The organism is Stenotrophomonas sp. 10L48 (genome assembly GCF_056395105.1).
The window spans coordinates 150587-175110 of record NZ_JBFTIX010000004.1 but is presented as its reverse complement, the minus strand read 5'-3'; the positions used below and the strand labels follow the sequence as shown (position 1 = coordinate 175110).

The following is a 24524-nucleotide window of genomic DNA, read 5'->3' as shown; positions in this document are numbered from 1 at the left end:
CACTGCCGATCCGCACTTGGTACCCTGATGAACGCAACGCCCACGACTGACCTTCCCATTGCTTCGCCAGAGTTGTGCAGCGAGGAGGAAGTGACCCGGTTGGTCCATGATTTCTATGCGCGCGTGCGTGAAGAGGAGCGTCTGGGGCCGGTATTCGAAGGGCATGTGCGCGACTGGCCGGAACACCTGGCCCAGCTCGTCGATTTCTGGTCGGCGATGCTGCGCGGGACCCGCAGGTTCAAGGGCTCGCCGATGTCCAAGCACATGGCGATCGATCTGGAAAAGGATCTGTTCGACCGCTGGCTGGTGCTGTTCCACATCACCACGGCCGAATGCAACAACCCGCCCATGCAAGCGCTTGCCGACGATGTGGCCGCCCGCATCGCCGACACCTTCTGGCGCCGCTACCAGATGCTGCGCTGGCCGCAGGTCATGCTGCCGGTGCTGGGCGTGCCCACCAAGGATTGATCTGGGTCAAGGCGTACCGCCAGGCTTGGGGCGATGCTGGCGCCATGGACACGTTCTCTCCCGCTGCCGGTGGCCTGGCCTGGACCTTCGATCCCGATATGCTGCGACGGCATGACCGTCCCGGCCCGCGCTACACCTCCTATCCCACCGCGCCGCACTTCCATGACGGCTTCGATGCACCCGCGCTGCGCCAGGCGATCGCCGACAGCAACCCGTTGGCGCGCGCGTTGTCGTTGTACGTCCACGTGCCATTCTGCTCCAGCCCCTGCTTCTACTGTGGCTGCAACCGGGTGATCACCCGCGACCGCGGGCGTGGCCACAGCTACGTGTCACGCGTGCTGGCCGAGGCGGACCTGCTGGCACCGCAGTTCGCCGATGGTCGTGAAGTGATCCAGCTGCACCTCGGCGGTGGTACGCCGAATTTCCTCGATGCCGATGCGATGACCGCACTGGTCGAGGGCCTGCGCCGCCGCTTCGATTTCAGCGGTTCGTCGCAGCGTGATTTTTCCATCGAACTGGACCCGCGTTTCATCGACACCAGCGATGTGGCGATGCTGGCCCGGCTGGGCTTCAACCGCGCCAGCCTGGGCGTGCAGGATTTCGACCCGCAGGTGCAGGAATCGATCAACCGGGTGCAGGGCGTACGGCAGACGCTGGATATCCTGCGTGCCTGCCGCGACAGCGGCATGCGTTCGGTCAACGTCGATCTGATCTACGGCCTGCCAGGGCAGAGCCTTGAGGGCTTCGGCCGTACCCTGGAACTGGTGCTGGCGCTGCGTCCGGATCGACTGGCGGTGTATGGCTATGCGCATCTGCCTCACCTGTTCCGCGCGCAGCGACAGATCGACGAAAGCCGCATGCCCTCGCCGGAAGACAAGCTGGCGCTGCTGGGCCTGGCGGTGGAGCGCCTGTCCGCAGCCGGCTACCAGTACATCGGCATGGATCACTTTGCTTTGCCGGAAGAAGACCTGTCGCGTGCCCAGCGCGCCGGCCAGCTGCATCGCAACTTCATGGGCTACACCACCCACGCCGACACCGATCTGCTCGGCCTTGGCGTAAGTGCGATCAGTCACATCGGTGCCACCTACAGCCAGAATCCGCGTGACCTGCCGTCGTGGGAGAGCGCGGTGGACCAAGGACAGCTGCCGGTCTGGCGCGGCGTCGCACTCAGTGCCGACGACCAGCTGCGCGCCGAGCTGATCCAGCAGTTGATGTGCCAGGGTGAGGTGGATGGAATGTCACTGGCCCAGCGCCACGGCATTGATTTCGAGACCTACTTCGCCGAAGACCTGCAGGCCGTGCAGCGCCTGCAGCAGGATGGCCTGGCCGAGTACCGCGATGGCATCGTGCGCACCAGCGAGCCGGGGAGGCCGCTGCTGCGCCTGCTGGCGATGTGCTTCGATCCCTATCTGCGCGCTGCGCAGGAGCAGCCGCGTTATTCGCGGGCGATCTGAGCGCAGGTCTCAGCGCTTTCCGACGCCCCGTTCGGGGGGGCGAGCGGCCATGCCACCACTGGAGGTGGTGCTCCAGTTGCCGCTCAGATCGCGCACGCTGGTGGAGTAGGAGCCGTCGCTGTACTCGGTGCGCCACCTGCCGCTCAGGTCACGCTTGCTGACCGAGTAGCTGCCGTCACTGTACTGGGTGCGGATGTTGCCGCTCAGGTCAGTGCTGCTGTTGGAGTAGCTGCCATCGCTGTGGGAGGTGCGCTTGCGGCCACTCAGGTCGGTGGTGGTGGTCGAACGGCTGCCGTTGCTGTGCTCGGCGGTCACCCGGCCGGACAAGTCGCGCTTGATGCGGCTGGACGATCCGTCACTGTTGCGGATATCCAGGCTTCCGTCGAGGTTGCGATGACTGTCCGAACGACTCTGCGCCGATGCCGGTGCGGTGGCCTGGGCGAGCATCGCGACCAGCGCCAGCGATGACGCGATCCTTATCCACTTCATGGCTGATCTCCTTGTGCGCGGTTCGGCGGCCGGGGCGGGGCGTTCGATTCTGCCATGCCGGCCTGAAGGCGTCCTGATCGCGGAAACGGCAGCTGAGTGGCCGCATTCCCTCCGGCGGGCTGCTGTGCGCAACCAGCGGTGCGGACCCTTTGTGGGAGCGTCAATGCTTGATTGGGTGTRCTATTCCGCCTGAATGGAAGCCGCCTACCAGAAGCTGGTCCGCATGACGGGTGCCACCGTTTCGCTGCAGGAGGTCGCCGCGCTCTATGCCCACGATCCGGGCAGGCGCTGGGCTAGCTCATGCGCATCGCGGCTCGCGTCTGCTCCTGGGCGTGGTCCTGCTGGGCGACCTGCTGTGCCTGTGAAATCTGCTCGACCTTGGCGAGCGACTGCTCCACGGGTGTGTTGACGGCCTCGCTGATCGCAACCGACGCCCGCAGGTGTGCCGGATTGTCGAGCTCGCCCTGCACGACGAACATGCGCGGGCCCGAAACATTGCTCGGCGGAGTGCCCAGCACGACGTGATCGACGCGCTCCAAACCGCTGCTCTTAGCTGTTGCCAGCAAGCTGGCCGTCATTCGCTCGCTGATTTCATCGAAGCCGCGCCCGTGCTTGGCGTCCAAGGCGGATACGCCATCGCGAATCTGCCGGTAGAGCGCATGTTCCAAGTGGCCTTCCTTCCTGGGATCCAGGCCTGCCTTGTCCAAGGTTGATTCGATGCTTTCTTGCAACGGGCTCTTGGGAGAGAAGCCTGGATTGCTCAGAGAGGGCGAGCCCTTGTCGGTTGCATCCGGGACCAGCTGCCCGCCGGGCTTGAGCGCATTGTGGGCGCGCTGCTCCGCTTCAGCTTCTTGGCGAGCGTATGCACCGGCTTCCTCGGTGCCGCGCAGGTAATTGACCCCGTCGCGCATGAGTCCGGGGCCGCCGCCGACAAGCACGGTCGCTCCCATACGCAGCTGATGAATATCACTGCGGTAGTCGGCAATCCGGCGCAGGTCTTCAGGGTCTGTGACCCGGGCTCTGGGGTCGTCCAGTACAGACTGCACCGGCCCCTTGTCGGTCATCCGATCAAGGAAATGAACCATTCGATGGGAATCCCCCAACTGGACCGCCACAGCGGCGGACATGAGGTGGCCGCTTTTCAGCCCAGGTGCTCCGAGGGACGCGATGCGTTGGCCCTGCTCGGCGGTGCGCAGAACCTCCAGTTCCTTGGGGAGCGCGTACATCTCAACCTTGCCGTAATGCGGGCCGCCCGCACTGACCAAGTCGCCTGCCATGACATGGTTGGTGAACGGCGCCGCATTGGCTGGCTGGCCTTCCGGAAGGCGATAGGCCAACCCGGCAGCGCCGTACGGATTGAACGCGTCGCCGGGGAGGTTGTAGTGGTGCGCGGTGATCTGTGCGAGCGCGCCGCCCAGTGAATGGCCGGTGACGTGCACTGGCCCATACCCATTTCCCTCAGCCAGTTTGGTTGCCTGCTTGGTGAGCGCAAGAGCATCGCCAAGCTGTGAATTGATTCTGGCGGTGACCATCGCAGCGTCGATGCCGCCATCAAGTACTGCCTGGCGATCAAACTCGGTTCCACGATGGGCAGCGATGACTTCTTTTGTTTCTATGTTGAGGTAGACAACACCTTGATATCCGTTCCCGGAGTCGCGACGGGCCAAAACCGTGTATTTCGTTCCATCAATGGCGATGTCGGAATCGGGGGGCGGGAGGGGGTCCTTATAGACATGGTTCGAAAGCGTGGCGTTTTCCCTAGCGTTCATGGCGTTGTTCCTTCAACCCGTGTGGATACTTCGATTGGGAAGTATTCCTTGCGCTTGTCTTGTGGCATCTTTTCGTACCAACTCGAAGGTTCGGTTGGAGTCCGGCTTGGCGTTTGCCCCGTGGTCATGGCGGGCAATGCGCGCTTTATATAGGCGGTGAAGGTTTTCCCGCCTTCAATCTCACTGAATAGAGCTGAGACTGATGCACGGATTGGCCGATCATCGATGATGAAGGCGAACGAAGCTTCTACGAGAGCAGGTGTCCATGTGCACGGGCCATTACCGTAATAGTCAGCAACTTCCATTCCGTCCTTGAACACGGTGCTGCTGAATTCTGTAGCACTTATACGCCGTACTGGGGGATCAATCGTGTGCTGGTTCGGTTCGTATTGCACACCCTCGTAATTGTTGATCGGGGGGAGGCAAAGTGGATCTATCTGGTAGGTGACGGATACCTTGGGAGTTGGTATCTCCAGTGGCGCGTCATGGACCCGGATGATGATGGGCAGCGCATCCGCAGGTACCGGATTTTCGCGGTAAACAGGATACGAGCGTTCCTTGTGGCAGCCTGAAAGGACCAAGCTGATCAAAGCGATCAATGCCGCATGGGAAAGGCTTGCGAGAGATTTCAGCATGAGCCGTCCATGTCGCGGATTGACGAACCATGGGGGCATGCTTGTACAGCTTTCCTGCGGAGCATGGTTCTCGGTGCGTGAAGCTGCCGACAGGATTGCCCTGATCGGTGTTCAGCTGGACAAGAGCTATGACTGTGAAAGCCTGCGCGATGAGCATTTCGGGGCAAATACGACAGTCTCGTCGCCGCCGTCGGCTCGTTCCCATAGCCTCCATTCTTGCGCCCCAGCGATACGGGGCCATGCGAGATAGCGTTCATCATCGCTCCATTGCTCTTCATCAACAGACTATACGGCTCGTTTCTGCCGTGTTCCATAAAGATGTGGGAGACGAGGAATGAGCGGGCGGCCTGCATCTTCCAGGGTAAACGCCATGCCGAGCGCTGGTGCGCGGGCAGGCTGGACCCCCGGATGCGGCTGCGAGCAGCTGTGGCTCGGATGGTGGACGACACTCCGAGCGAGCCTCTACCGCCGCTGCCCGCCCTGCCGCCTACACAAACAGCTGCAGCAGGCACGCTGCTTGATCGAGGGGGGCGAGGGACCTGGAACGAGTAAAGGAAGCGCTGGCGCCAATCCGTTCGCCGGCGGTGATGAAGCCAAGGGCGAAGGACCCGATGAAGACACGGGTGAGGACAGGTCTGAGGGAACTGCGCCGGGGCGTGTGAGCACGGCCAGCTCGCTTTTGCGGAGCAAGTCGAAAATTGCGGAGCGCTGGGAGCTGCAAGAAATCGCCCGAAACCGTTGGTGCCCGGAGCCGGAATCGAACCGGCATGACCTTGCGGTCGGCGGATTTTAAGTCCGATGCGTCTACCAGTTTCGCCATCCGGGCCTGCAGCGCGCGCCGATTGTAACGGAATCGCCGCCGCTGCCGCCGGCTAACACGGCTTTTACGCAACCGGACGCGGCGCTGGGTACAGTCCGCCAACGTTCCCGGGAATGGCGATATGCGTGCACGTGGCAGGCGATGGATCGGATGCAGTGCCGTGCTGGGGCTGATGCTGGCGATCGGCCCGGCCGCCGCGCAGCAGGGGCCTGCGCCCACCGGGGCGGTGGTGGACATGGCGACGGTGCAGGTGACCGGCGAACAACCCGGCCCCGGCCTCTGGAAGGTCACCGCTCCACAGGGGCATGTGTTGTGGATCCTGGGCACGGTCTCGCCGTTGCCGAGCGGTGTGCAATGGCGCTCCGACGAAGTGGAGCGGACCATTGCCAGCGTCGACCATGTGCTGGGCGATCCGGGTTTCGCCCTCGATGCGAAGATCGGTGTGTTCAAGGGTCTGACCCTGCTGCCACTGGCGTTGAAGACCGCGCGCGATCCGCAGGGGCGCACGCTTGACCAGATCCTGCCGCCGGCAACGCACGCGCGCTGGCTCGGCCTGAAACAGACCTACCTAGGCAATGACCGTGGCGTGGAAAAGGACCGTCCGCTGGTGGCCTCCGGCCGCTTGTACCAGGCCTTCCTCAAGCGCAACGGCCTGCGTGATGGCAAGCAGGTCAAGGAAGCACTCGGGCGCGCGTACAAGGCGCACGATCTGAAGCCGGAAGACGTGCAGGTCAAGCTGAAGGTCGACGACATCCGTGGCACGTTGAAGGAGCTGCAGGCCACCGAAGTCGATGACCGCGCGTGTTTCGAACGCACGCTCGACACGGTGGAATTCCAGGCACCGGTGCTGCGCGAGCGCGCCAACGCCTGGGCGCTGGGGGATGTCGCGGCACTGCGCCGGCTGTCGGGTTCGGCGATGGCCCAGACCTGCCGCGAACTGCTGCAGGATTCGGCCTTCGTGCGCCGGCGCGGCTGGAGCGATATGCCGCAGCAGGTACGCACGCGCTGGCTGCAGGGCGTGGATGCGGCGCTGAGCCGTCATCCAGGCACCTTCGCGACGGTGCCGGTCAGCCTGCTGCTGGGCGAGGGCTATCTGGATGCGCTGGTGCAACGCGGTTATCAGGTCGAGTCGCCGCCGGAATAGCCAACGCTTGAAGTCCTCGTGCTTCCTGTCATATTCCTCTGCACTCAGGAGGGGAGTGATGGACATGCCGTTGCATGCGTACGCTTATGTCAGCACGGCCAGGGAGGGACTGGACGTGCCCGAGCTCGATGCATTGCTGGCCGATGCGACCGCGTTCAACCGCATGGCCGGGGTGACCGGGGCGTTGATGTTCGATGGCAGCCGTTTCCTGCAGTACATCGAAGGCCCACGGGATGGGCTGGCTTCGGTGCACGCGCGGATCGGCAACGCGCGTCGCCACGGCAGCATCATCCAGCTTGCCGCAGGCCCGATCCCGAGCCGCTGGTTCCCGCGCTGGACGATGGCCAACCGGCACGTGGATGCGGCGACGCTGGGCAGCATCGTGGCGGCCCCGTGGCATGGTTTCAGTCTGGGGCAGGAGCCCCCGGATCATGGCTTCTGCCTGTTGTTGCGGGCCTGGACGGGGCGGCACGGCGAACTCGAGCCGGCTGCCGTCAGCCTCGGATCCTGATCCGGGCGTGGTCTGGCGCCGCTGCCGCGGTTAACCTTGTCGGCACGTTTGCCTGCTCCCGGATCCCCGCATGACCCAGTGGACACCATCGCCGCCTGTTGGACGCCGCGCATGAGTGCGCCGATCGGCGCAGCACAGAGCCCGTCCCCGGCCATCATCGGCCTGGGATATGTCGGGCTGCCGTTGGCAGTGGCGTTCGGCCGCCAGCTGCCCACCTTGGGGTACGACATCGATGCTGCGCGCATCGCCGAACTGGCCGGCGGGCAGGACCACACGCTGGAAATGGAGCCGGACGAACTGGCCAGCGCGTCGCTGCTGCGTTACAGCAGCGATCCGGCGCAGCTCGACGCCTGCAACGTCTACATCGTCACCGTGCCCACGCCGATCGATGCCTACGAGCAGCCTGATCTGGAGCCTTTGCGCTCGGCGACGCGACTGATCGCCAGCCATCTGCGCGTCGGTGATCTGGTGATCTACGAATCCACCGTCTACCCGGGTACCACCGAAGAAGTCTGCGTGCCGCTGCTGGAACAGGGCTCGGGGCTGCGCTTCAACGAGGATTTCTACTGCGGCTACAGTCCCGAGCGGGTCAGCCCGGGTGACCGCCAGCGGCGCCTGGCCGACATCCGCAAGATCACCTCCGGTTCAACGCCGGACGTGGCTGCGGTGGTCGATGGCCTGTACCAGCGGATCATCACCGCCGGTACGTTCCCGGTGCCGTCGATGCGGGTCGCCGAAGCGGCCAAGGTGGTGGAGAACATCCAGCGTGACGTCAACATCGCGCTGGTCAACGAGTTGGCCCTGATCTTCGATCGCCTCGGCATCGACACCCAGGATGTGCTCGACGCCGCAGGCAGCAAATGGAACTTCCTGCCGTTCCGGCCGGGGCTGGTGGGAGGCCACTGCATCGGCGTGGACCCGTACTACCTGCTGCACAAGTCCGAAAGCATGGGCTACCACCCCGACCTCATCCACACCGCCCGGCAGGTCAACAACCGGGTGGGCGAACATGTGGCCAAACGCGTGCTGGCGATGCTCGCCGAGCGTGGCCGCATGCCAGCGCACTCGCGCATCCTGGTGCTGGGCGTGACCTTCAAGGAGGACTGCCCGGACCTGCGCAACAGCCGCGCGCTGGAACTGGCCCAGCGGCTGGCCGGCAGCGGCGCGCAGGTGGACGTCAGCGATCCGTGGGTGGGGCCAGCTGCCATGGCGGACGAGGGCGTGAACTGGCTGGCCGAGCCGGTGCCCGGCAGCTACGACGCGGTGGTGCTGGCGGTGGCGCATGAGAGCTTCAAGGCGATGGACGATGCCCATATCCGCAGCCTGTTGGCGCCCGGTGGGCTGGTCTATGACGTGAAGTCCGCCTGGCCGCGCAGCGTGGTCGACGATCGCCTGTAGGTGCTTGCGCGGTAGACTCGGGGCAGTTGCAACCGAGGAACGCCATGCACCGGTATATCGTCTACCTGCTCGCCATCCTGATGTTTCCGATCTGCCTGTGGCTGGCCACGATCTGGCCGGCCTGGTACTGGGGCGTCGGCATTACAGCTGCGATGGTGGCGCTGGGGACCTGGGACCTGCTGCAGAAGCGCAGCACCCTGCGCCGCAACTATCCGGTGATAGCGCACTTCCGTTATGGCCTGGAATCGATCGGCCCGGAGATCCGCCAGTACTTCGTGCAGAGCGATCTGGAGGATGTCCCGTTCTCGCGGCAGCAGCGTGCGCTGATCTACCAGCGCGCCAAGAACCAGATGGACACGGTGCCCTTCGGTACCCTGCGCAGCACATATGCGGTGGACTACGAATGGATCAACCATTCGCTGGCGCCGACCACCATCGCCAAGCATGATTTCCGCGTGCTGATCGGTCCGAACTGTGCCAAGCCCTATTCGGCGAGCGTGTTCAACATCTCGGCGATGAGTTTCGGTTCGCTGTCGGCCAATGCGATCCGCGCATTGAACGAAGGCGCACGCCTGGGGGGTTTCTACCACGATACCGGCGAAGGCTCGATTTCGCCGTATCACCGGGAGATGGGCGGTGACCTGGTCTGGGAGATCGGCTCGGGCTACTTCGGGTGCCGTGACGAGAAGGGCGGCTTCAGCGAGGAACGCTTCGTTGCCAATGCCAACCACGATCAGGTGAAGATGATCGAGATCAAGCTGTCGCAGGGTGCCAAGCCCGGCCATGGCGGGGTGCTGCCGGCGCCGAAGGTGACCGCCGAGATCTCGGTGACGCGTGGCGTGCCGATGGGCGTGGACTGCGTGTCGCCATCGCGCCATTCGGCGTTCTCCACGCCGGTTGAACTGCTGCAGTTCGTGGCCCGCCTGCGTGAACTGTCCGGTGGCAAGCCGGTTGGTTTCAAGCTGGCCATCGGCCACCCATGGGAATGGTTCGGCATTGCCAAGGCAATGCACGAGACCGGTCTGCTGCCTGATTTCATCGTCGTCGATGGCGCCGAAGGCGGTACCGGCGCGGCACCGGCCGAATTCGTCGATCACGTGGGGGTGCCGATGCACGAAGCGTTGCTGCTGGTGCACAACACCCTGGTCGGCCTGGACCTGCGCGAGCACATCCGTATCGGCGCTGCCGGCAAGATCACCAGCGCGTTCGATATCGCCCGCACCATTGCGATGGGCGCCGACTGGTGCAATGCCGGGCGCGGTTTCATGTTCGCGCTGGGCTGCATCCAGTCGCTCAGCTGCCATACCGACAAGTGCCCGACCGGCATCGCGACCCAGGATCCGGCACGCTGGAAGCATCTGGATGCACCGGACAAGGCCACGCGCGTGTACAGCTTCCACGAGCACACCCTGCACGCGCTGAAGGAGTTGCTGTGCGCGGCGGGCTTGAACGATCCGGCCGAGCTAGGCCCGGAACACATCCTTCGCCGGGTGTCGCCGGTTGAGATCCGTTCGCTGGCCTCGTTGTATCGTTACCTGGAACCGGGCGAGCTGCTGCACAAGGTGCCCGACCACGCGGTGTTCCATTCGTTCTGGGCGGACGCACGCAGCGATTCGTTCCAGCCGCCACCGAAGATCCAGGCGCTGCGTGCCAGCAAGTCGCGATGACCCGCGTTGCAGGACCGAGCCCATGCTCGACTGCACGAAAACCATCCATGCAAGGAGGCTGCATGCAGTTCAGGACGGGTACCGACGATGATGTGGGCACGCTGTGGGCCCTGCGAACGCGCTGCGTACGTGAGCTGTGCAGCAGCCACTATCCGCCGGAGGTGATTGCACCCTGGTCGGCATCGCCGCCGCCGGTGCAGTATTCGCGGCTGCTGGGGCAGGGCGGCTGCGTCGTAGCCGAGGATGACCGGGGCAATGTGCTGGGGTTCGGTGTGTTCGATACCGAGGGCAACGAGATCGATGCGCTGTTCGTTGATCCGGATCGGGGCGGGCAGGGTGTCGGCCAGGCGCTGATGCAGCGGTTGCTGGCCCTGGCCGACCCGACGCGGGAGGTTGTGCTGTCGGCCTCGCTCAACGCCGTGCCGTTCTACCAGCGGCAGGGCTTCGTCGCCGAGCGCGAGGAGCTGTATCCGCATCCCAGTGGCGTGTCATTGGCGTCGGTGAAGATGCGCCGGCCGGGGTGAAATTTCCGGCGCTATCGCGCGTTGATCAACGCGTGGCCAACCACGCGGTCACGCCCTCTGCCGCACGCAGTCCGCTGGCATAGCACGCCGTCAACAGGTAGCCGCCGGTCGGTGCTTCCCAGTCCAGCATCTCTCCGGCGCAGAACACGCCGGGCAAGGCACGCAGCATCAGGCCCTCGTCCAGCGCGTCCAGGCGCACGCCGCCGGCCGTGCTGATCACCTCGGCCATCGGCCGCGGGCGCAGCAGGAGCAGTGGCAGGCGCTTCAACGTGGCGATCACCGCGGCCAGATCGTTGCCGGCATCCTTGCCCAGTGTTTCGAACACCAGCGCGGTCTTCACTGGGTCCAGTCCAGCCTGGCGACGCAGGTGCTCGCCGAAGCTTCGCCCCTTGCGCGGTTGCGAAAGGTCGGCCAGCAGCCGTGCCTCGTCGCGGCCCGGAACCAGGTCCAGCCACAGCGTGGCGTGGCCGTCGCGGTTGAGGGTTTCGCGCAGATCGGCCGACAGGGCGTAGATCAGGCTGCCTTCGATACCGTACTCGCTGGCCACGCACTCCCCTTGCAGGGTGTGCGGCTCACCGTCGAGGCCATGCCAATGTGCGACGACCGGCTTCAGCGGTGCGCCCGCATGGCGCTGCGCGAAGAACGGTGTCCACGCAATATCGAATCCACAGTTGGCCGATTGCAGCGGCGCGATGTCCACGGTGCGGGCCTGCAACGCCGGAACCCAGGCACCGTCACTGCCCAGCTGCGGCCAGCTTCCGCCGCCCAGTGCCAGTACGGTCGCATCGGCGCGCACCTCCAGTTCGCCGTTGTCGGTGGCAAAACGCAGTGCGCCGTCGTCGCTCCAGCCCAGCCAGCGATGGTTGACGTGCAGGCGCACGCCCTGTTCCTTCAGCCGGCGGACCCAGCCGCGCAGCAACGGTGCCGCCTTGCGGTCGACCGGGAACACCCGGCCGGAACTGCCGACGTAGGTCTCCACGCCGAAGCCAGCGGCCCAGTCGCGCAGCGCCTGCGCGTCGAAACCATCCAGCCAGCGGCCGACGCGGGTTGCCTGCTCGCGGTAGCGGCTGTCGAACAGTGGACGTGGGTCGGAATGGGTGAGGTTGAGCCCACCCTTGCCGGCGATCAGGAATTTGCGGCCCGGCGAGCCCTTGGCCTCGTACAGATCGACATCCAGGCCTGCCGCGCGCAGCCGCTCGGCGGCAAACAACCCGGCCGGGCCGCCGCCGATGACGGCGATGCGGCGCGGCGGGCGGACGTCACTGTTGGACATTGAGCAGCTCGACGTCGAACACCAGCGACGAACCTGCCGGAATCGGGCCGACCTGGCGGTCGCCATAGCCGAATTCCGGCGGAATCATCAGCGTGCGCTTGCCGCCGACCTTCATGCCGGCGACGCCTTCATCCCAGCCACGGATGACCTGGCCCGCACCCAGCGTGAAGGTGAACGGCTCGCCGCGCTCGACCGAACTGTCGAAGGTCTTGCCGTGCTTGTTGTCGGCGCGCTCGTCGTAGATCCAGCCGGTGTAATGCACGCTGACCTTCTGGCCCGGCACGGCCTCGGCACCGCTGCCCGGCTGGGTGTCGATGCGCTCGAACGTGGCAATGGTGCCTCCCGGCGGCGGGCCGGACGGCTCCGACGAGCAACCAACGGCGGCGAGGGACAGCAGCAGGGGAAGCAGCAGGCGGCGCATCAGGCGTCTCCAGGGGCGATGAGTCGAGGGCGGCAAGGTTAGCGCATCGGCGCCGGGTATCATGGTGGCATGGCAAAACTCCTGCTCAATCTGCGCAATGTCGGCAACGACGAATATGCCGATGTCTGCACGCTGCTGGACCAGCACGGCATCGCCTGGTACCGCACCGAACCCAGTCCGTGGGGCATCTCCAATGGTGGCCTGTGGCTGCGCGAGGATGCCGACCAGCCGCGAGCCAAGGCGCTGATGGCCGACTACCAGGCGGCCCGCGGCGTGCGGGTCCGTGCCGAGCGCGAACAGGCCTTGCGCGACGGCACTGCCGAGACCTTTGGCAGCCTGTTGCGCCGCCGCCCTGTGTTCGTGGTGCTGGTGCTGCTGGGCATGGCGGTGGCGGCGGCACTGGTGCTGCTGCCGTTCATGCTGCTGCGGGGGTAGAGGGTTCGGCCGGGTTGCACCCGGCACCCGCAGAGGCAACGGCAACAGCAACAGCAACAGCAACAGCAACAGCGGGCGTTCCGTGGTGGGCGGGGCGGTATAGGCAGGCGGGACACGCCGTAGACCCATCCTTGGGGGCTCGATGGCGCCATCCATGGCGCCAACGGTCCCGCCTGCCTATACCGCCCCGCCCCGGACGCGTTCCGGGTGCTGTCGGTAGATGTCGACCTTGGTCGACACTGTGGTAGATCCACGCCATGCGTGGATGAACGGTGGAGGCTGATGCGGGGGCGGTCAGGCGCTAAAATGGCGGGATGATCGCCAATACCGCTGCCTATCATTTCGCCGTCATCGACGCCCCCCAGGCCCTGTGCGACCAGCTGCAGGCGCGTGCCGAGGCGTCCGGCCTGCAGGGGACGATCCTGGTGGCGGGCGAGGGGCTGAACCTGTTCCTGGCGGGTGCGCCGTCCGCGATCGATGGCTTCTACGCGGAACTGCGTGCTGATGCGCGCTTCGCCGATATGCGGGTCAAGACCAGCTTCAGCGAGCACCAGCCGTTCGCGCGGCTGAAGGCCAAGGTCAAGGACGAGATCATCAGCTTCCGTCGTGACGATGGCCAGCCGCTGGACTACCCGCGCGCGCCGGCCATCGATCCTGCCACCGTGCAGCGTTGGCTGCGGCAGGGGCATGATGATGCTGGCAAGCGCGTGGTGATGCTCGATACGCGCAACCTGCAGGAGATCGAGTACGGCACCTTCAAGGACGCGCTGGTACTGCCCATCCACAAGTTCACCGATCTGCCCGAGGCGCTGGCGCCCCATCGTGAAGCGCTGAAGGACAGCACCGTGGTCAGTTTCTGCACCGGTGGCATCCGCTGCGAGAAGGCGGCGCTGTGGATGCTCAACGACGGCATGGACAACGTGCTGCAGCTCGATGGCGGCATCCTCGGCTACTTCGAGGAAGTCGGCGGTGAGGGCTACGAAGGTCGTTGTTTTGTGTTCGACGAACGGGTGGCGCTGGATGCCGAACTGAAGCCGTTGGTGGACGAGCCGTTGCCCGAGCCACGCCCCAGCGCGTTCTGACGCTTCCACATTGGCCTGCGGGCCTGAACCGGCCAGGCAGGAATCAGCGTCCCGCCACCGGCACTGGCCGTGGGGGCAGGGCGACCCCATCAAACGGGGATCTTGTGACGGAAAACCGCCTGATGATCCCGTTGTCGATTCTCGACCTGGCCCCGGTCTGCGAGGGCAGCGATACCACTGCCGCCTTTGCCAACATGCTTGAGCTCGCCCAGCATGCCGATGCGCTGGGCTACCGCCGCTACTGGCTGGCCGAACACCACAACATGCCTGGCATCGCCAGTGCCGCCACGGCGGTGCTGATCGGTCATGTGGCCGGTGGCACCCAACGCATCCGCGTCGGCGCCGGCGGCATCATGCTGCCCAACCATGCACCGCTGCAGGTGGCCGAGCAGTTCGGCACCCTGGCCTCGCTGTACCCGGATCGCATCGACCTCGGCCTGGGCCGCGCACCGGGTACCGACCAGCCGACCGCGCGCGCCCTGCGCCGCTATTTCGACAGTGCCGACCAGTTCCCGCAGGACGTACGCGAGCTGCTGCACTACTTCGAACCGGTGCAACCCGGCCAGGCGGTGCAGGCCGTACCCGGCGGCGGCCTGCGGGTGCCGACCTGGATCCTCGGTTCCAGCCTGTTCGGCGCACGCATGGCCGCCTCGATGGGCCTGCCGTACGCCTTCGCCTCGCACTTCGCCCCCGATTCCATGGATGAAGCGCTTGCGGTGTATCGCCGCGAATTCCGCCCGTCGGCCATGCTCAAGCAGCCGCACGCGATGCTGGCGTTGAACGTGGTGGCCAGTGACAGCGAGGCCGAATCGCGGCGGTTGTTCACCAGCCAGCAGCAGAGCTTCGTCAACCTGCGTCGCGGCCGTCCGGGCAAGATTCCGGCGCCGATCGATGACATCGAAGCGTTCTGGGAACCCCACGAGAAGCTCGGCGTGGAGCGGGCGCTGGCGTGCACCGTGCTGGGTGATCCGCAGCAGGTCGCCGATGGCATTGCGGCGTTCGTCGAACGCCATCAGCCCGACGAACTGATGCTTACCGCCAACCTGTACGACCACCGCGCGCGTCTTCGCTCGTTCGAGCTGGCAATGCACGCCTGGCATGCCCGCCACGCGGGCTGAACAATTGCGTCACGGCAATTTGCGGTGCGGACGCGTCTGATGGGGACTCCCACTTCCGGAGTCCCCCATGGACGAATCGCGTACCGAGCACATTGCCCAGCTGGCTGAACTGATCAAGGACGTGGAGGTGGCGATGTTCACCACCCGTGGTGTCGATGGACGCCTCTACAGCCGTCCGCTCGGCACCCAGCAGGTCGCCTTCGATGGCGACCTGTGGTTCGCCACTGCGGCCGACAGCCCGAAGGTGGCCGAGATCGCGCTCGACCCGCGGGTCAACGTGGCCTATGCCTCGCCATCGAAGAATACCTATGTGTCGGTAGCCGGCGTGGCACGGATCATCGATGACCGCGCGAAGGTCGAAGAGCTGTGGTCGCCGGCGATGAAGCTGTTCTTCCCGGGCGGCCCGGATGACCCGAGCCTGCGCTTGATCCACGTGCGTGCAGAGACCGCCGAGTACTGGGACGGACCGGGCACCCTGCTCGGCTCGGCGTTGAGTTTCGTGTTGTCGGCGGTGCAGGATGAGCCGGCACGGTTGGGCGACAACGGATTCATCGATCTGCGTTGATTGCAGCAACCCGCCGGGCATGGCCCGGCGCTACCGGGCGGGGCTCAGGGTAGCGCCGGGCCATGCCCGGCGAGCGCAGCGGCAGGCGCTCAGAACCAGCGCTGGAACAGGTCGACGGTGTAGCCCACCAGCTGCCCGGAACTGAAGCCGAAGAAAGCGATCGCCACCAGCGCAGCCACCCAGTTGAACAACATCAGCGCGCCGTCGCGTTCAAGCAGGGCCAGCGCGAACAGCAGCAACTGGAAGCCGAACAGATAGTTGGTGAACGGAATCGGCAGCGACAGCAGCAGGCCCAGCAGCACCAGCAGCAGGCCGCTGAAGGCGTGGGCGGGAGCCGGGGTCAGCAGTTGCGGCATGCGCGGCTTGAGCATGCGGTCGAGGCGGCGCAGGGCACCATCGATGCGATCCAGGAACCGGTGCATGGTGCCGCGCTTCGGCCCGCGACGGGCAATGAAGCCGGGCAGCCAGGGCCGGCGCATGCAGAACAGCATCTGCAGGCCGATCAGGATCACCAACGGACCGCTGACTGCGCCGCCCAGCCCCGGGATGGGGATGAAGGCCGGCAGGATGGCGACGAACAGGAATACACCAAAGGCACTCTGCTGCAGATCCTGCAGGATCTGCCCCAGCTTCATGTGCTGGGCCGGGTCACCGAAGGCGAACATCGCCAGCAGGGTCCGGATGCCCTCGTTGCGGTACTCCGGCGATGCAGCGCCGGGGCCGGCGTCAGGCGGTGAGCTCATCGGCCTGCTCGTCGGACAGGGTGCGAAGCAGCAGTTTGTCCACGCGCGCACCGTCCAGATCGACCACCTCGAAGCGCCAGCCGGCCCAGTCGAAGTACTCGCCCGCGTGCGGGATGCGGCCGAAGAAGTGGATGCACATGCCGGCCAGGGTGTAGTAATCGCCATCCTCGGCGTCGGGCAGGTCGTTGCTGCCGATCAGCTCGCGCAGGTCCTCGATCGGCAGCGAGCCGTCCACCAGCAGCGAGCCGTCCTCACGGGTCACCACCAGCGCGTCCTCGTCGGCATTTTCCGTTGCCTGCAGGCGGCCGACCACCGCGCCCATCAAATCGCTGATGGTTACCAGGCCCTGGATCTCGCCGTACTCGTCCACCACCAGCGCCATCGACTGCTGTTCTTCGCGGAAGATCTCCAGCAGCTTCATCGCATGGGTGGATTCGGAGACGTACAGCGGTTCGCGCAACGTCTGGAACAGCGCGTTGTCGCCGCGTGCCATCCGCGTGGCCAGCGATTTCAGCTCAAGCACGCCGACCACGTCCATGTCGTTGTCGCGGTACACCGGGTACCGCGAGAACTCGTGCTCGGCCATGATCTCCAGGTTCTTGTCCAGGCCACCCAGCGTATCCAGCCAGGCGATCCGGTTGCGCGGGGTCATCAGGCTGTCGGCGGTACGGTCGCCCAGGCGCATCACGCGGTTCATCATGTCGCGCTCGTGGCTGTCGATCACGCCGGCCTCGTGGCTCTCGGCCACCAGCATGCGGATCTCCTCTTCGGTCACCGACGCGACCTCGTCCTTGCCCAGGCCGAACAGGCGCAGCACCAGCTGGGTGGTCTTGGACAGCAGCCAGACGAAGGGGAAGGCCAGCTTGGCCAGCCAGCTCATCGGCAGCGCCACCAGGCCGGCGATGTCCTCCGAGCGGGTCAGGGCCAGGCGCTTGGGCACCAGTTCGCCGAAGATCAGCGTGATGAAGGTGATGAAGGTGACCGCAAGGGCCTTGCCGATGCCGCCGGCGTAGGCGAAGCCCGGCATCAGCCCCTGGATCCAGCCGCCGATGGCTTCACCCAGTGCCTCGCCGCCGAGGAAGCCGGTCAGCACRCCGATCACGGTGATGCCGATCTGGACGGTGGACAGGAAGGCTTCCGGCTTCTCCGACAGCTCCAGGGCCTTGGCCGCGCGCTTGGAGGTGCCGGCCAGCTGCTTCAGCCGGCTCTTGCGCGAGGTCATGACCGACATCTCGGACATGGCAAAGAAGCCGTTCAGCAGAACAAGCGCGAAAACAATCAGGATCATTTCAAACACGGGCATCGTCCCCGGTTGGTGGCAGGGAGGGCGGGTGCTTGCGATGGCGGCAGGCGCTCAGGAACGGGGTCCGGCGCGGCGCTGGGGGATAAGGGTCGTCGTCCATAAGGTGCGCCCGAAGGCGCGCTGGCATCTTAGCAAAGGGCCGTGGCTGGGTGGCAAATGCCTGTTCAGTTTTGGGCGTCCCGACCCCCGGAAAGGGGCAGGGATACCCGTGATGGTCATCTAGCCGTCATAATTCGCACTGGTGCCGTCCTTCCCGCGACGGCTGACAGGTTTCTCAATGTTCTCTCTGCAGACCATTTTCGGTTCCGGCAAACAGTTCTACACCCTGCTCGATGAGGCTGCCGTCGCGGCTTCCGATGCCGCCAAGGCACTGCATTCGATGCTGCGCGACGCCGATCGCCAGCCCGCCCTGGATGCCTTCAAGCTGGCCCGTCTGCGCGAACGCGCGGCCTCGGACAAGATCAGCCAGGCGCTGGTGGACAGCTTCATGACCCCGATCGAGCGCGAAGACATCGAAGCGCTGGGCTCGGCCCTCTACAAGATTCCCAAGCAGATCGAGAAGTTCGCCGATCGCTATTCGCTGGCCACCACCCACCTGGAACACATCGACTTCGCGCCGCGCGCGGCGATGCTGGAGCAGGCCGCTGGCGTGGTGGTGGAGATGGTCGCCGACCTGCGCCACATGAACCTGGACCGGATGACCGCGCTCAACGAGCGCCTGCGCTCGCTGGAAAACGAGGCCGACCGTCTGATGCTCGAGCTGTACCGCGACATCTACTCCGGTCGCCTGGACAACCTGCAGATGTTCCTGCTCAAGGAATTCTTCGAGATCCTGGAAAAGGCCATCGACCGCTGCCGCGAGGCCGGTGTGGTGGCGTACCAGATCGTGTTGAAGAACAGCTGACGGGCCGGTACCGATGCTCACCCTAGTCCTGGTGGTGATCCTGGCCGCGCTCGTCTTCGAGTTCATCAACGGCTTCCACGATACCGCCAACTCCATCGCTACCGTGGTGGCAACCAAAGTACTGTCGCCCGGTTGGGCGGTGATGCTTGCCGCCTTCATGAACCTCATCGGTGCCCTGACCGGCACCGCGGTCGCACTGACCATCGCGTCGGGCCTGCTCAACACCAACGTGGTCGACGTGACCCCGCAGGTGATCCTGTGCGCGCTGCTCGGCGGCATCATCTGGAACCTGATCACCTGGTGGAAGGGCCTGCCGTCCTCGTCCTCGCACGCGTTGATCGGTGGCCTGTGCGGCGCCGGCCTGGCTGCGGCCCACAACAACTGGGACGCGCTGATCTGGTCCGAACGGCTTGGCAGCTGGGCGCAGAACAAGGGCCTGCTGTGGAAGGTGTTCGTGCCGATGATCACCTCGCCGATCGCCGGCTTCCTGCTCGGCATCGCAGTGATGGTGCTGTTGTGGGCGCTGATCGCAGGCCTGGCCAAGATCGGCGGCGCGATCGGCCGGCTGGCACGTCCGCGCATCGTCAATGCGTTCTTCGGCAAGGCGCAGATCGCTTCGGCGGCCTACATGGGCTTTGCCCACGGCCACAACGATGCGCAGAAGACCATGGGCATCATCGCGATGACCCTGATCGGTGCCGAGGCGACCGGCGCGTTGAACGACCTGCCGTCGTGGCTGGCCTTCATGCATCCGGACGCGCACGCTGGCGACGGCATCGCCATGTGGATCGTGCTGACCTGTGCGGTGGTGATGGCCGCCGGTACCGCCTCGGGCGGCTGGAAGATCATCAAGACCCTGGGCCACAAGATGGTCAAGCTGCACCCGATCCACGGCTTCGCCGCGGAAACCAGCTCGGCCACCGTGCTGACCCTGGCGGCGCACTTCGGCATGCCGGTATCGACCACCCACAGCATCTCCACCGCGATCATGGGCGTAGGCTTCGCCAAGAACCCGCGTTCGCTGCGCCTGGGCGTGATCGAACGCATCGTCTGGGCCTGGATCCTGACCATCCCGGCGGCAGGCGGCTGCGCCTACCTGATCCTGAAGCTGTTCGAGCTGCTCGGCTGGACCTGATGCCAGGAGCCTTGCGGTCAGAGCCCTTTACCTGTGGGAAAAGGATCTGACGCTGGAAACAAAAAGCCCGCCGGATTCCGGCGGGCTTTTTCATTTCATGAAGCATCCGGTTTCCGTTATCCACGCATGGCGTGGATCTACAGTGTCGACCAAGGTCGACACCTACCAACAGCAGCAGGAAGTCGACACGCACCAACAGCAGCCGGAACCTGTCGAAGGCGGGGTGGGTCCGGTTGCGGGGGTGTCCGCGGCATGGATTCCGCGGACAAGCCCCCAAGGGTGAGGGCGCTTTGCTTGCGAAGCACTGCTTCGCAAGCGCCCGAACGCACAGCCGCCAGCGGCTGGGCCGGTCTGGGGGTTTACGGCGTCCCCCGCAACCGGGCCCACCCCGCCAACCCACGGAAAGCCCGCTTTTGACGTTGCCGTTGCCGTTGCCATTGCTGTCCGCGGGTGCCGGGCCGCAGGCCCGGCCGACAACCCCTCAATTGCGCTGGAACAACGCCTGCACATCCCTGCGGAACGCCGCCTGGCTGTCAGCCCGGCTGTAGAACATGTGCCCGCCCGGATAGCTGCGCACCTGCACGCGGTCCGGGTTGCTGCCCATCGCCGGCATCTGGTCCACCGTCAGGATCGAGCCCATGAACGGGCAGGACAGGTCATTCCAGCCATGCACGATCAGCACCTGCAGGTGCGGATCGATCGCCACGGCCTGGCGCAGCTGGGTCACCGCACCTTCGCGCAGGTCACCATTGCGATCCCACAGACGGTTCACGTCGTAGTTCAGTGCCTGGTAGCGCGCATCCACCTTCCAGCCGACCTCGCGGGTAACGAAGTCGACCATCGCGGTGGTGGTCGGGGCGATGATGCTGTCCAGCAGCGGATCGTTGGCGCGCTGCTCCGGATCGTTCGGGAACGGATCGAACGCAGTGACGTTGGAATCGTAGCGGCTGCCCAGCGTGCCCTTGTCGCGGAACACCTCACGCAGGTAGGCCTGGGTCTCCAGGCGGCCGCCGGCGCGGCGCACGAACTGCGGGTCCAGGCCGGTCAACTCGGCCACCCGGCGCAGCATCGCCTCGGTCGCCTGCGGATCGCTGCGGCCCTTCATCAACGCGGTGGCGTAGTCGCCGCGGGTGTACTCGACCACCTCGCGCATCGCCGCGTCGGTCAGCTTGCCCTGGCGTTCCAGGTGCGCGGCAGCGATCGATGGCAGGGTCTGCATCCACGCCATCGGCGAGACATCGGCGTTGTCTTCCAGGGTCGGGCTCAGGTAAGGCGACACCAGCACCAGGCCGTTCATCGCCACGCCCAGGCGCGTCTGCAGGAAGTGGGTGATGCGCGGGCCGCGATAGCCGCCATAGCTCTCGCCGGTCAGGTACTTGCGCGAGGCCATGCGCTGGTTGCGCAGCAGCCAGTCGTAGATCGTGCGCGAGAGGTACTCGACATCGGCACTGGGCGTATACAGCTGTTTCTTCGCTTCCTCATCGCCGATGCGGGCGCGGCTGAAGCCGGTACCGACCGGATCGATGAACACCAGGTCGGTGAAGTCCAGCCAGGTGCCGGGATTGTCGTGCAGCTTCGCCGGCGCCGATGCGCTGTCGCCTTCCGAACCGAAGGTCACCACCTTCGGGCCGATGGCGCCCAGGTTGAGGTACACAGAAGATGCGCCGGGGCCGCCATTGAGCGCGAAGGTCACCGGCCGGTCCTTGCCCGGCATCGTGTAGGCGGTGAACACCACATCGGCGATCACCTTGCCCTTCGCATCGCGTACCGGCAGGGTGCCGACGGTGGCGGTGTAGTCGAGGGTGCGCCCAGCCAGGCGCATGCTCTGGCGAGCCGACGCATCGGCCGGCAGGGGCGCGGCTTCGGTCTTTTCTTCTTTCGATTCGGAGGCGCCGTCAGCAGCAGGCGCGGCCAGCACGCAGGCAGGGGCGATCAGCAGGCCGACGCAGAGCGCGGCAGAGTGCAGCAGAAACTTCATGGCACCGGAACGGCAGCGGAAGGGACCCCGATGCTAGGGCGGGGTGCCGCGCACCGTATGTGTCCAAAGGCATGGGCCGGCGTTGTGGCCTGATCCGGTCAAGCGACGGTGGCTGAGCGCACCGCGTCGTCGGCCAGCAGTCCGTACACGGCCGAGTCGGCCAGTTCACCCTGGATACGCCAACGCTGCCGCAGCAGGCCTTCGCGGTGGAAGCCCAGGCGTTCGAGCACGTGTGCCGAGGCGTGGTTGCGTGGATCGATCTCCGCTTCCACCCGGTGCAGTTGCAGGGTGTTGAACAGATAGGCCAGCACCTGCTGCAGCGCTTCATGCATGTAGCCGTGGCCCTGCCTGCCAGGTGCCAGCAGATAGCCGATTTCCGCGCGCGCCGCATCCCGATCCAGGGCAAACACCACGCAGATGCCCAGTAGCGGGCCGTCCACCGATTCGCGCAGGGCCAGCTTCAACTGCGTGCCGGTGGCCTGTGCAGCCAGGTCGTCGTCGATCTGCGCGCGTGCTTCGGCCGGACGCGTCCACGCCGGGTGGTTCCACCAGTGCATCACGTCCGGGTCGGACTGCAGGGCGAACAGGGCCGCGGCGTCATCGCGGCGTATGGGGCTCAGCACCAGGCGCGCGCTGTGCAGCGGCAGCCCGGGGAACGGCAGTGAGTTGGCGGGCAATGGGGTCGTCCACGCGGATGAAGGTCGGTTGGTGCCGGCCGGTGGCCGGCACCCCAGGTATCCCGCTGGTTCACGAAAAGCAGCCGGCCAGCGGCCGGCACTACCACGGGTTCGGGAATCAGACTTCCAGCGAAGCCAGATCGCCCTTGCTCTCCAGCCAGCCCTTGCGGTCCGACGCGCGCTTCTTGGCCAGCAGCATGTCCATCAGTGAATGGGTCTGCTCGCCATCGTCGATGGTCAACTGCACCAGGCGACGGGTGTCCGGATGGATGGTGGATTCACGCAGCTGCGGCGGATTCATCTCGCCCAGGCCCTTGAAGCGGGTCACGTTGATGGCGCCCTTGATCTTCTCGCGTTCGATCTTGTCCAGCATCGAGCGCTTTTCTTCCTCATCCAGGGCGTAGAACACCTGCTTGCCCACGTCGATGCGGAACAGCGGCGGCATCGCCACGAACACGTGGCCGGCATCGACCAGCGCCGGGAAGTGCTTCAGGAACAGTGCGGTCAGCAGCGTTGCGATATGCAGGCCGTCGGAGTCGGCGTCGGCCAGGATGATCACCTTGCCGTAGCGCAGGCCGCTGATGTCTTCCTTGCCCGGGTCACAGCCGATGGCCACCGCCAGGTTGTGCACTTCCTCCGAGGCCAGCACGCTGTTGGAGGACACTTCCCAGGTGTTGAGGATCTTGCCGCGCAGCGGCAGGATCGCCTGGAAATCCTTGTCGCGGGCCTGCTTGGCGCTGCCGCCTGCCGAGTCGCCCTCGACCAGGAACAGTTCGGTGCGCGACAGGTCCTGGCTGATGCAGTCGGCCAGCTTGCCGGGCAGGGCAGGGCCCTGGGTGACCTTCTTGCGGACGACCAGCTTCTCGGTCTTCAGGCGCGCACTGGCGCGCTCGATGGCGATCTGCGCGATCTTCTCGCCCAGCTCCACGTTCTGGTTCAGCAGCAGGCTGAACGCATCGTGCGCGGCGCCTTCGACAAAACCGGCGGCCTGGCGCGAGGACAGGCGTTCCTTGGTCTGGCCGCTGAACTGCGGGTCGGTCATCTTCAGCGACAGCACGAACGACACGCGGTCCCACACGTCTTCCGGGGCCAGCTTGACGCCGCGCGGCAGCAGGTTGCGGAAGTCGCAGAACTCGCGCAGCGCTTCGGTCAGGCCGGTGCGCAGGCCGTTGGCGTGGGTGCCGTGCTGTGCGGTGGGAATCAGGTTGACGTAGCTTTCCTGCACCAGCTCGCCTTCCGGCAGCCAGGCCACGGCCCAGTCCACGATCTCGGTGTCTTTCTTCAGGTTGCCCACGAACAGATCAGCCGGCAGCGACTCGCGATCGCCCAGTTCCAGCTTCAGGTAATCGCGCAGGCCATCCTCGTAGTACCAGGTGTCGACCTCGCCGGTGGCTTCGTCGGTCAGCTTGACGGTCAGGCCCGGGCACAGCACGGCCTTGGCGCGCAGCAGGTGCTTGAGCGCGCGCACGGCGAACTTGGGCGTATCGAAGTACTTCGGGTCCGGCCAGAAGCGCAGGCGGGTACCGGTGTTCTTCTTGCCGACGGTGCCGACCACTTCCAGCGGCGAGGCGCGGTCGCCGTTGCGGAAGGTGATGCGGTGTTCGGCACCGTCGCGCTTGATGTGGATTTCCACCAGGGTCGACAGCGCGTTGACCACGCTGACGCCGACGCCATGCAGGCCGCCGGAGAAGGTGTAGTTGTTGTTGTTGAACTTGCCGCCGGCATGCAGGCGGGTCAGGATCAGCTCGACGCCCGGGATCTTCTCTTCCGGATGGATGTCCACCGGCATGCCGCGGCCGTCATCGCTGACCTCCACGCTGCCGTCCTTGAACAGGGTGATCTCGATCGAGCGGGCATGGCCTGCGAGGGCCTCGTCCACCGAGTTGTCGATCACTTCCTGCGCCAGGTGGTTCGGGCGCGCGGTGTCGGTATACATGCCGGGGCGGCGCTTGACCGGGTCAAGGCCGGACAGGACTTCAATATCGGCGGCGTTATAGCGGGCGTTCATCTG

At 65.6% G+C, this 24524-nt stretch carries 23 protein-coding genes and 1 tRNA gene; 13 read left to right on the top strand and 11 right to left on the bottom strand.

What is annotated here, in order from left to right; all coding sequences use genetic code 11:
• Nucleotides 1-27: 27 nt before the first annotated feature.
• Together AC1DCU_RS08170 and hemN are read left to right on the top strand one after the other, a co-directional pair.
• A complete protein-coding gene (locus AC1DCU_RS08170; protein WP_442251054.1) occupies nt 28-468 on the top strand; it encodes a group III truncated hemoglobin in 441 nt (146 codons plus the stop codon).
• 44 nt (nt 469-512) lie between these two features.
• Nucleotides 513-1922, top strand: a complete 1410-nt coding sequence (gene hemN / locus AC1DCU_RS08165; protein ID WP_442251055.1) for an oxygen-independent coproporphyrinogen III oxidase — start codon at nt 513-515, stop codon at nt 1920-1922.
• Nucleotides 1923-1931: 9 nt separating this feature from the next.
• On the opposite strand, the gene AC1DCU_RS08160 is transcribed toward hemN, so the two are convergent.
• The 4 genes from AC1DCU_RS08160 to AC1DCU_RS08145 form a co-directional block, all read right to left on the bottom strand.
• Nucleotides 1932-2411 (bottom strand): hypothetical protein, encoded by a 480-nt coding sequence (locus AC1DCU_RS08160; RefSeq protein WP_051585027.1) that lies wholly within the window; start codon nt 2409-2411, stop codon nt 1932-1934.
• Between the two features lie 293 nt (nt 2412-2704).
• Entirely contained in the window at nt 2705-4180 is a 1476-nt protein-coding gene (locus tag AC1DCU_RS08155) for an XVIPCD domain-containing protein (RefSeq protein WP_032976494.1), read from the bottom strand.
• Nucleotides 4177-4815, bottom strand: a complete 639-nt coding sequence (locus tag AC1DCU_RS08150; RefSeq protein WP_081794570.1) for a hypothetical protein — start codon at nt 4813-4815, stop codon at nt 4177-4179. The genes AC1DCU_RS08155 and AC1DCU_RS08150 overlap by 4 nt, the downstream gene beginning before the upstream one ends.
• Before the next feature lie 739 nt (nt 4816-5554).
• Nucleotides 5555-5641, bottom strand: a tRNA-Leu gene (locus AC1DCU_RS08145).
• Nucleotides 5642-5795: 154 nt separating this feature from the next.
• On the opposite strand from AC1DCU_RS08145, the gene AC1DCU_RS08140 reads away from it, so the two are divergent.
• The 5 genes from AC1DCU_RS08140 to AC1DCU_RS08120 all read left to right on the top strand — a co-directional run bounded on the left by AC1DCU_RS08140 (nt 5796) and on the right by AC1DCU_RS08120 (nt 10879).
• Nucleotides 5796-6779, top strand: a complete 984-nt coding sequence (locus AC1DCU_RS08140) for a TraB/GumN family protein (protein WP_051585028.1) — start codon at nt 5796-5798, stop codon at nt 6777-6779.
• Between the two features lie 58 nt (nt 6780-6837).
• Entirely contained in the window at nt 6838-7290 is a 453-nt protein-coding gene (locus AC1DCU_RS08135) for a BLUF domain-containing protein (protein WP_234003447.1), read from the top strand.
• Nucleotides 7291-7401: 111 nt separating this feature from the next.
• The gene (locus AC1DCU_RS08130) at nt 7402-8688 is read left to right on the top strand and encodes a nucleotide sugar dehydrogenase (protein WP_032976496.1); all 1287 of its coding nucleotides are present in this window, start codon (nt 7402-7404) and stop codon (nt 8686-8688) included.
• Nucleotides 8689-8732: 44 nt separating this feature from the next.
• Complete coding sequence (locus AC1DCU_RS08125; RefSeq protein ID WP_442252281.1) at nt 8733-10355, top strand: FMN-binding glutamate synthase family protein; 1623 nt, start codon at nt 8733-8735, stop codon at nt 10353-10355.
• Between the two features lie 62 nt (nt 10356-10417).
• On the top strand, nt 10418-10879 hold the full coding sequence (locus tag AC1DCU_RS08120) for a GNAT family N-acetyltransferase (RefSeq protein ID WP_032976497.1): 462 nt from the start codon (nt 10418-10420) through the stop codon (nt 10877-10879).
• Nucleotides 10880-10904: 25 nt separating this feature from the next.
• Here AC1DCU_RS08120 and AC1DCU_RS08115 read toward each other — a convergent pair whose 3' ends face one another.
• Nucleotides 10905-12152, bottom strand: coding sequence for a TIGR03862 family flavoprotein (locus AC1DCU_RS08115; protein ID WP_032976498.1), 1248 nt, complete (start codon nt 12150-12152; stop codon nt 10905-10907).
• Entirely contained in the window at nt 12139-12573 is a 435-nt protein-coding gene (locus tag AC1DCU_RS08110; RefSeq protein ID WP_025878883.1) for an FKBP-type peptidyl-prolyl cis-trans isomerase, read from the bottom strand. The genes AC1DCU_RS08115 and AC1DCU_RS08110 overlap by 14 nt, the downstream gene beginning before the upstream one ends.
• 69 nt (nt 12574-12642) lie before the next feature.
• On the opposite strand from AC1DCU_RS08110, the gene AC1DCU_RS08105 reads away from it, so the two are divergent.
• From AC1DCU_RS08105 to AC1DCU_RS08090, 4 genes are all read left to right on the top strand, one after another.
• A complete protein-coding gene (locus tag AC1DCU_RS08105; protein WP_032976499.1) occupies nt 12643-13008 on the top strand; it encodes a DUF6164 family protein in 366 nt (121 codons plus the stop codon).
• A 314-nt stretch (nt 13009-13322) separates the two neighbouring features.
• Entirely contained in the window at nt 13323-14090 is a 768-nt protein-coding gene (locus tag AC1DCU_RS08100) for a sulfurtransferase (RefSeq protein WP_032976500.1), read from the top strand.
• Nucleotides 14091-14212: 122 nt separating this feature from the next.
• Nucleotides 14213-15208 carry an LLM class flavin-dependent oxidoreductase gene (locus AC1DCU_RS08095; RefSeq protein ID WP_442252280.1) on the top strand — a complete coding sequence of 332 codons (996 nt, stop codon included), beginning with the start codon at nt 14213-14215 and terminating at the stop codon, nt 15206-15208.
• Nucleotides 15209-15275: 67 nt separating this feature from the next.
• The gene (locus AC1DCU_RS08090) at nt 15276-15773 is read left to right on the top strand and encodes a pyridoxamine 5'-phosphate oxidase family protein (RefSeq protein ID WP_025878887.1); all 498 of its coding nucleotides are present in this window, start codon (nt 15276-15278) and stop codon (nt 15771-15773) included.
• Nucleotides 15774-15862: 89 nt separating this feature from the next.
• Here AC1DCU_RS08090 and AC1DCU_RS08085 read toward each other — a convergent pair whose 3' ends face one another.
• A complete protein-coding gene (locus AC1DCU_RS08085) occupies nt 15863-16516 on the bottom strand; it encodes an exopolysaccharide biosynthesis protein (RefSeq protein WP_025878888.1) in 654 nt (217 codons plus the stop codon).
• Entirely contained in the window at nt 16500-17804 is a 1305-nt protein-coding gene (locus tag AC1DCU_RS08080) for a hemolysin family protein (protein ID WP_032952108.1), read from the bottom strand. Before AC1DCU_RS08080 ends, AC1DCU_RS08085 begins: the two co-directional genes overlap by 17 nt.
• 292 nt (nt 17805-18096) lie before the next feature.
• On the opposite strand from AC1DCU_RS08080, the gene AC1DCU_RS08075 reads away from it, so the two are divergent.
• Complete coding sequence (locus tag AC1DCU_RS08075) at nt 18097-18723, top strand: DUF47 domain-containing protein (protein ID WP_025878890.1); 627 nt, start codon at nt 18097-18099, stop codon at nt 18721-18723.
• 13 nt (nt 18724-18736) lie between these two features.
• Entirely contained in the window at nt 18737-19858 is a 1122-nt protein-coding gene (locus tag AC1DCU_RS08070; RefSeq protein ID WP_025878891.1) for an inorganic phosphate transporter, read from the top strand.
• A gap of 481 nt (nt 19859-20339) precedes the next feature.
• Here the strand turns inward: AC1DCU_RS08070 and AC1DCU_RS08065 are convergent, their stop codons facing one another.
• The 3 genes from AC1DCU_RS08065 to parE all read right to left on the bottom strand — a co-directional run bounded on the left by AC1DCU_RS08065 (nt 20340) and on the right by parE (nt 24521).
• Nucleotides 20340-21836 carry a S10 family peptidase gene (locus tag AC1DCU_RS08065; RefSeq protein WP_442251490.1) on the bottom strand — a complete coding sequence of 499 codons (1497 nt, stop codon included), beginning with the start codon at nt 21834-21836 and terminating at the stop codon, nt 20340-20342.
• A 98-nt stretch (nt 21837-21934) separates the two neighbouring features.
• On the bottom strand, nt 21935-22513 hold the full coding sequence (locus AC1DCU_RS08060; protein ID WP_282280240.1) for a GNAT family N-acetyltransferase: 579 nt from the start codon (nt 22511-22513) through the stop codon (nt 21935-21937).
• 118 nt (nt 22514-22631) lie between these two features.
• Entirely contained in the window at nt 22632-24521 is a 1890-nt protein-coding gene (gene parE / locus AC1DCU_RS08055; protein ID WP_025878894.1) for a DNA topoisomerase IV subunit B, read from the bottom strand.
• Between the last annotated feature and the right edge of the window lie 3 nt (nt 24522-24524).

Bases quoted from the DNA above. Each gene is read 5' to 3' on its own strand.
- AC1DCU_RS08170 (WP_442251054.1), top strand. From the start codon at position 28: ATGAACGCAACGCCCACGACTGACCTTCCCATTGCTTCGCCAGAGTTG.
- hemN (WP_442251055.1), top strand. From the start codon at position 513: ATGGACACGTTCTCTCCCGCTGCCGGTGGCCTGGCCTGGACCTTCGAT.
- AC1DCU_RS08160 (WP_051585027.1), bottom strand. From the start codon at position 2,411: ATGAAGTGGATAAGGATCGCGTCATCGCTGGCGCTGGTCGCGATGCTC.
- AC1DCU_RS08155 (WP_032976494.1), bottom strand. From the start codon at position 4,180: ATGAACGCTAGGGAAAACGCCACGCTTTCGAACCATGTCTATAAGGAC.
- AC1DCU_RS08150 (WP_081794570.1), bottom strand. From the start codon at position 4,815: ATGCTGAAATCTCTCGCAAGCCTTTCCCATGCGGCATTGATCGCTTTG.
- AC1DCU_RS08135 (WP_234003447.1), top strand. From the start codon at position 6,838: ATGGACATGCCGTTGCATGCGTACGCTTATGTCAGCACGGCCAGGGAG.
- AC1DCU_RS08130 (WP_032976496.1), top strand. From the start codon at position 7,402: ATGAGTGCGCCGATCGGCGCAGCACAGAGCCCGTCCCCGGCCATCATC.
- AC1DCU_RS08125 (WP_442252281.1), top strand. From the start codon at position 8,733: ATGCACCGGTATATCGTCTACCTGCTCGCCATCCTGATGTTTCCGATC.
- AC1DCU_RS08120 (WP_032976497.1), top strand. From the start codon at position 10,418: ATGCAGTTCAGGACGGGTACCGACGATGATGTGGGCACGCTGTGGGCC.
- AC1DCU_RS08115 (WP_032976498.1), bottom strand. From the start codon at position 12,152: ATGTCCAACAGTGACGTCCGCCCGCCGCGCCGCATCGCCGTCATCGGC.
- AC1DCU_RS08110 (WP_025878883.1), bottom strand. From the start codon at position 12,573: ATGCGCCGCCTGCTGCTTCCCCTGCTGCTGTCCCTCGCCGCCGTTGGT.
- AC1DCU_RS08105 (WP_032976499.1), top strand. From the start codon at position 12,643: ATGGCAAAACTCCTGCTCAATCTGCGCAATGTCGGCAACGACGAATAT.
- AC1DCU_RS08100 (WP_032976500.1), top strand. From the start codon at position 13,323: ATGATCGCCAATACCGCTGCCTATCATTTCGCCGTCATCGACGCCCCC.
- AC1DCU_RS08095 (WP_442252280.1), top strand. From the start codon at position 14,213: ATGATCCCGTTGTCGATTCTCGACCTGGCCCCGGTCTGCGAGGGCAGC.
- AC1DCU_RS08090 (WP_025878887.1), top strand. From the start codon at position 15,276: ATGGACGAATCGCGTACCGAGCACATTGCCCAGCTGGCTGAACTGATC.
- AC1DCU_RS08085 (WP_025878888.1), bottom strand. From the start codon at position 16,516: ATGAGCTCACCGCCTGACGCCGGCCCCGGCGCTGCATCGCCGGAGTAC.
- AC1DCU_RS08075 (WP_025878890.1), top strand. From the start codon at position 18,097: ATGTTCTCTCTGCAGACCATTTTCGGTTCCGGCAAACAGTTCTACACC.
- AC1DCU_RS08070 (WP_025878891.1), top strand. From the start codon at position 18,737: ATGCTCACCCTAGTCCTGGTGGTGATCCTGGCCGCGCTCGTCTTCGAG.
- AC1DCU_RS08065 (WP_442251490.1), bottom strand. From the start codon at position 21,836: ATGAAGTTTCTGCTGCACTCTGCCGCGCTCTGCGTCGGCCTGCTGATC.
- parE (WP_025878894.1), bottom strand. From the start codon at position 24,521: ATGAACGCCCGCTATAACGCCGCCGATATTGAAGTCCTGTCCGGCCTT.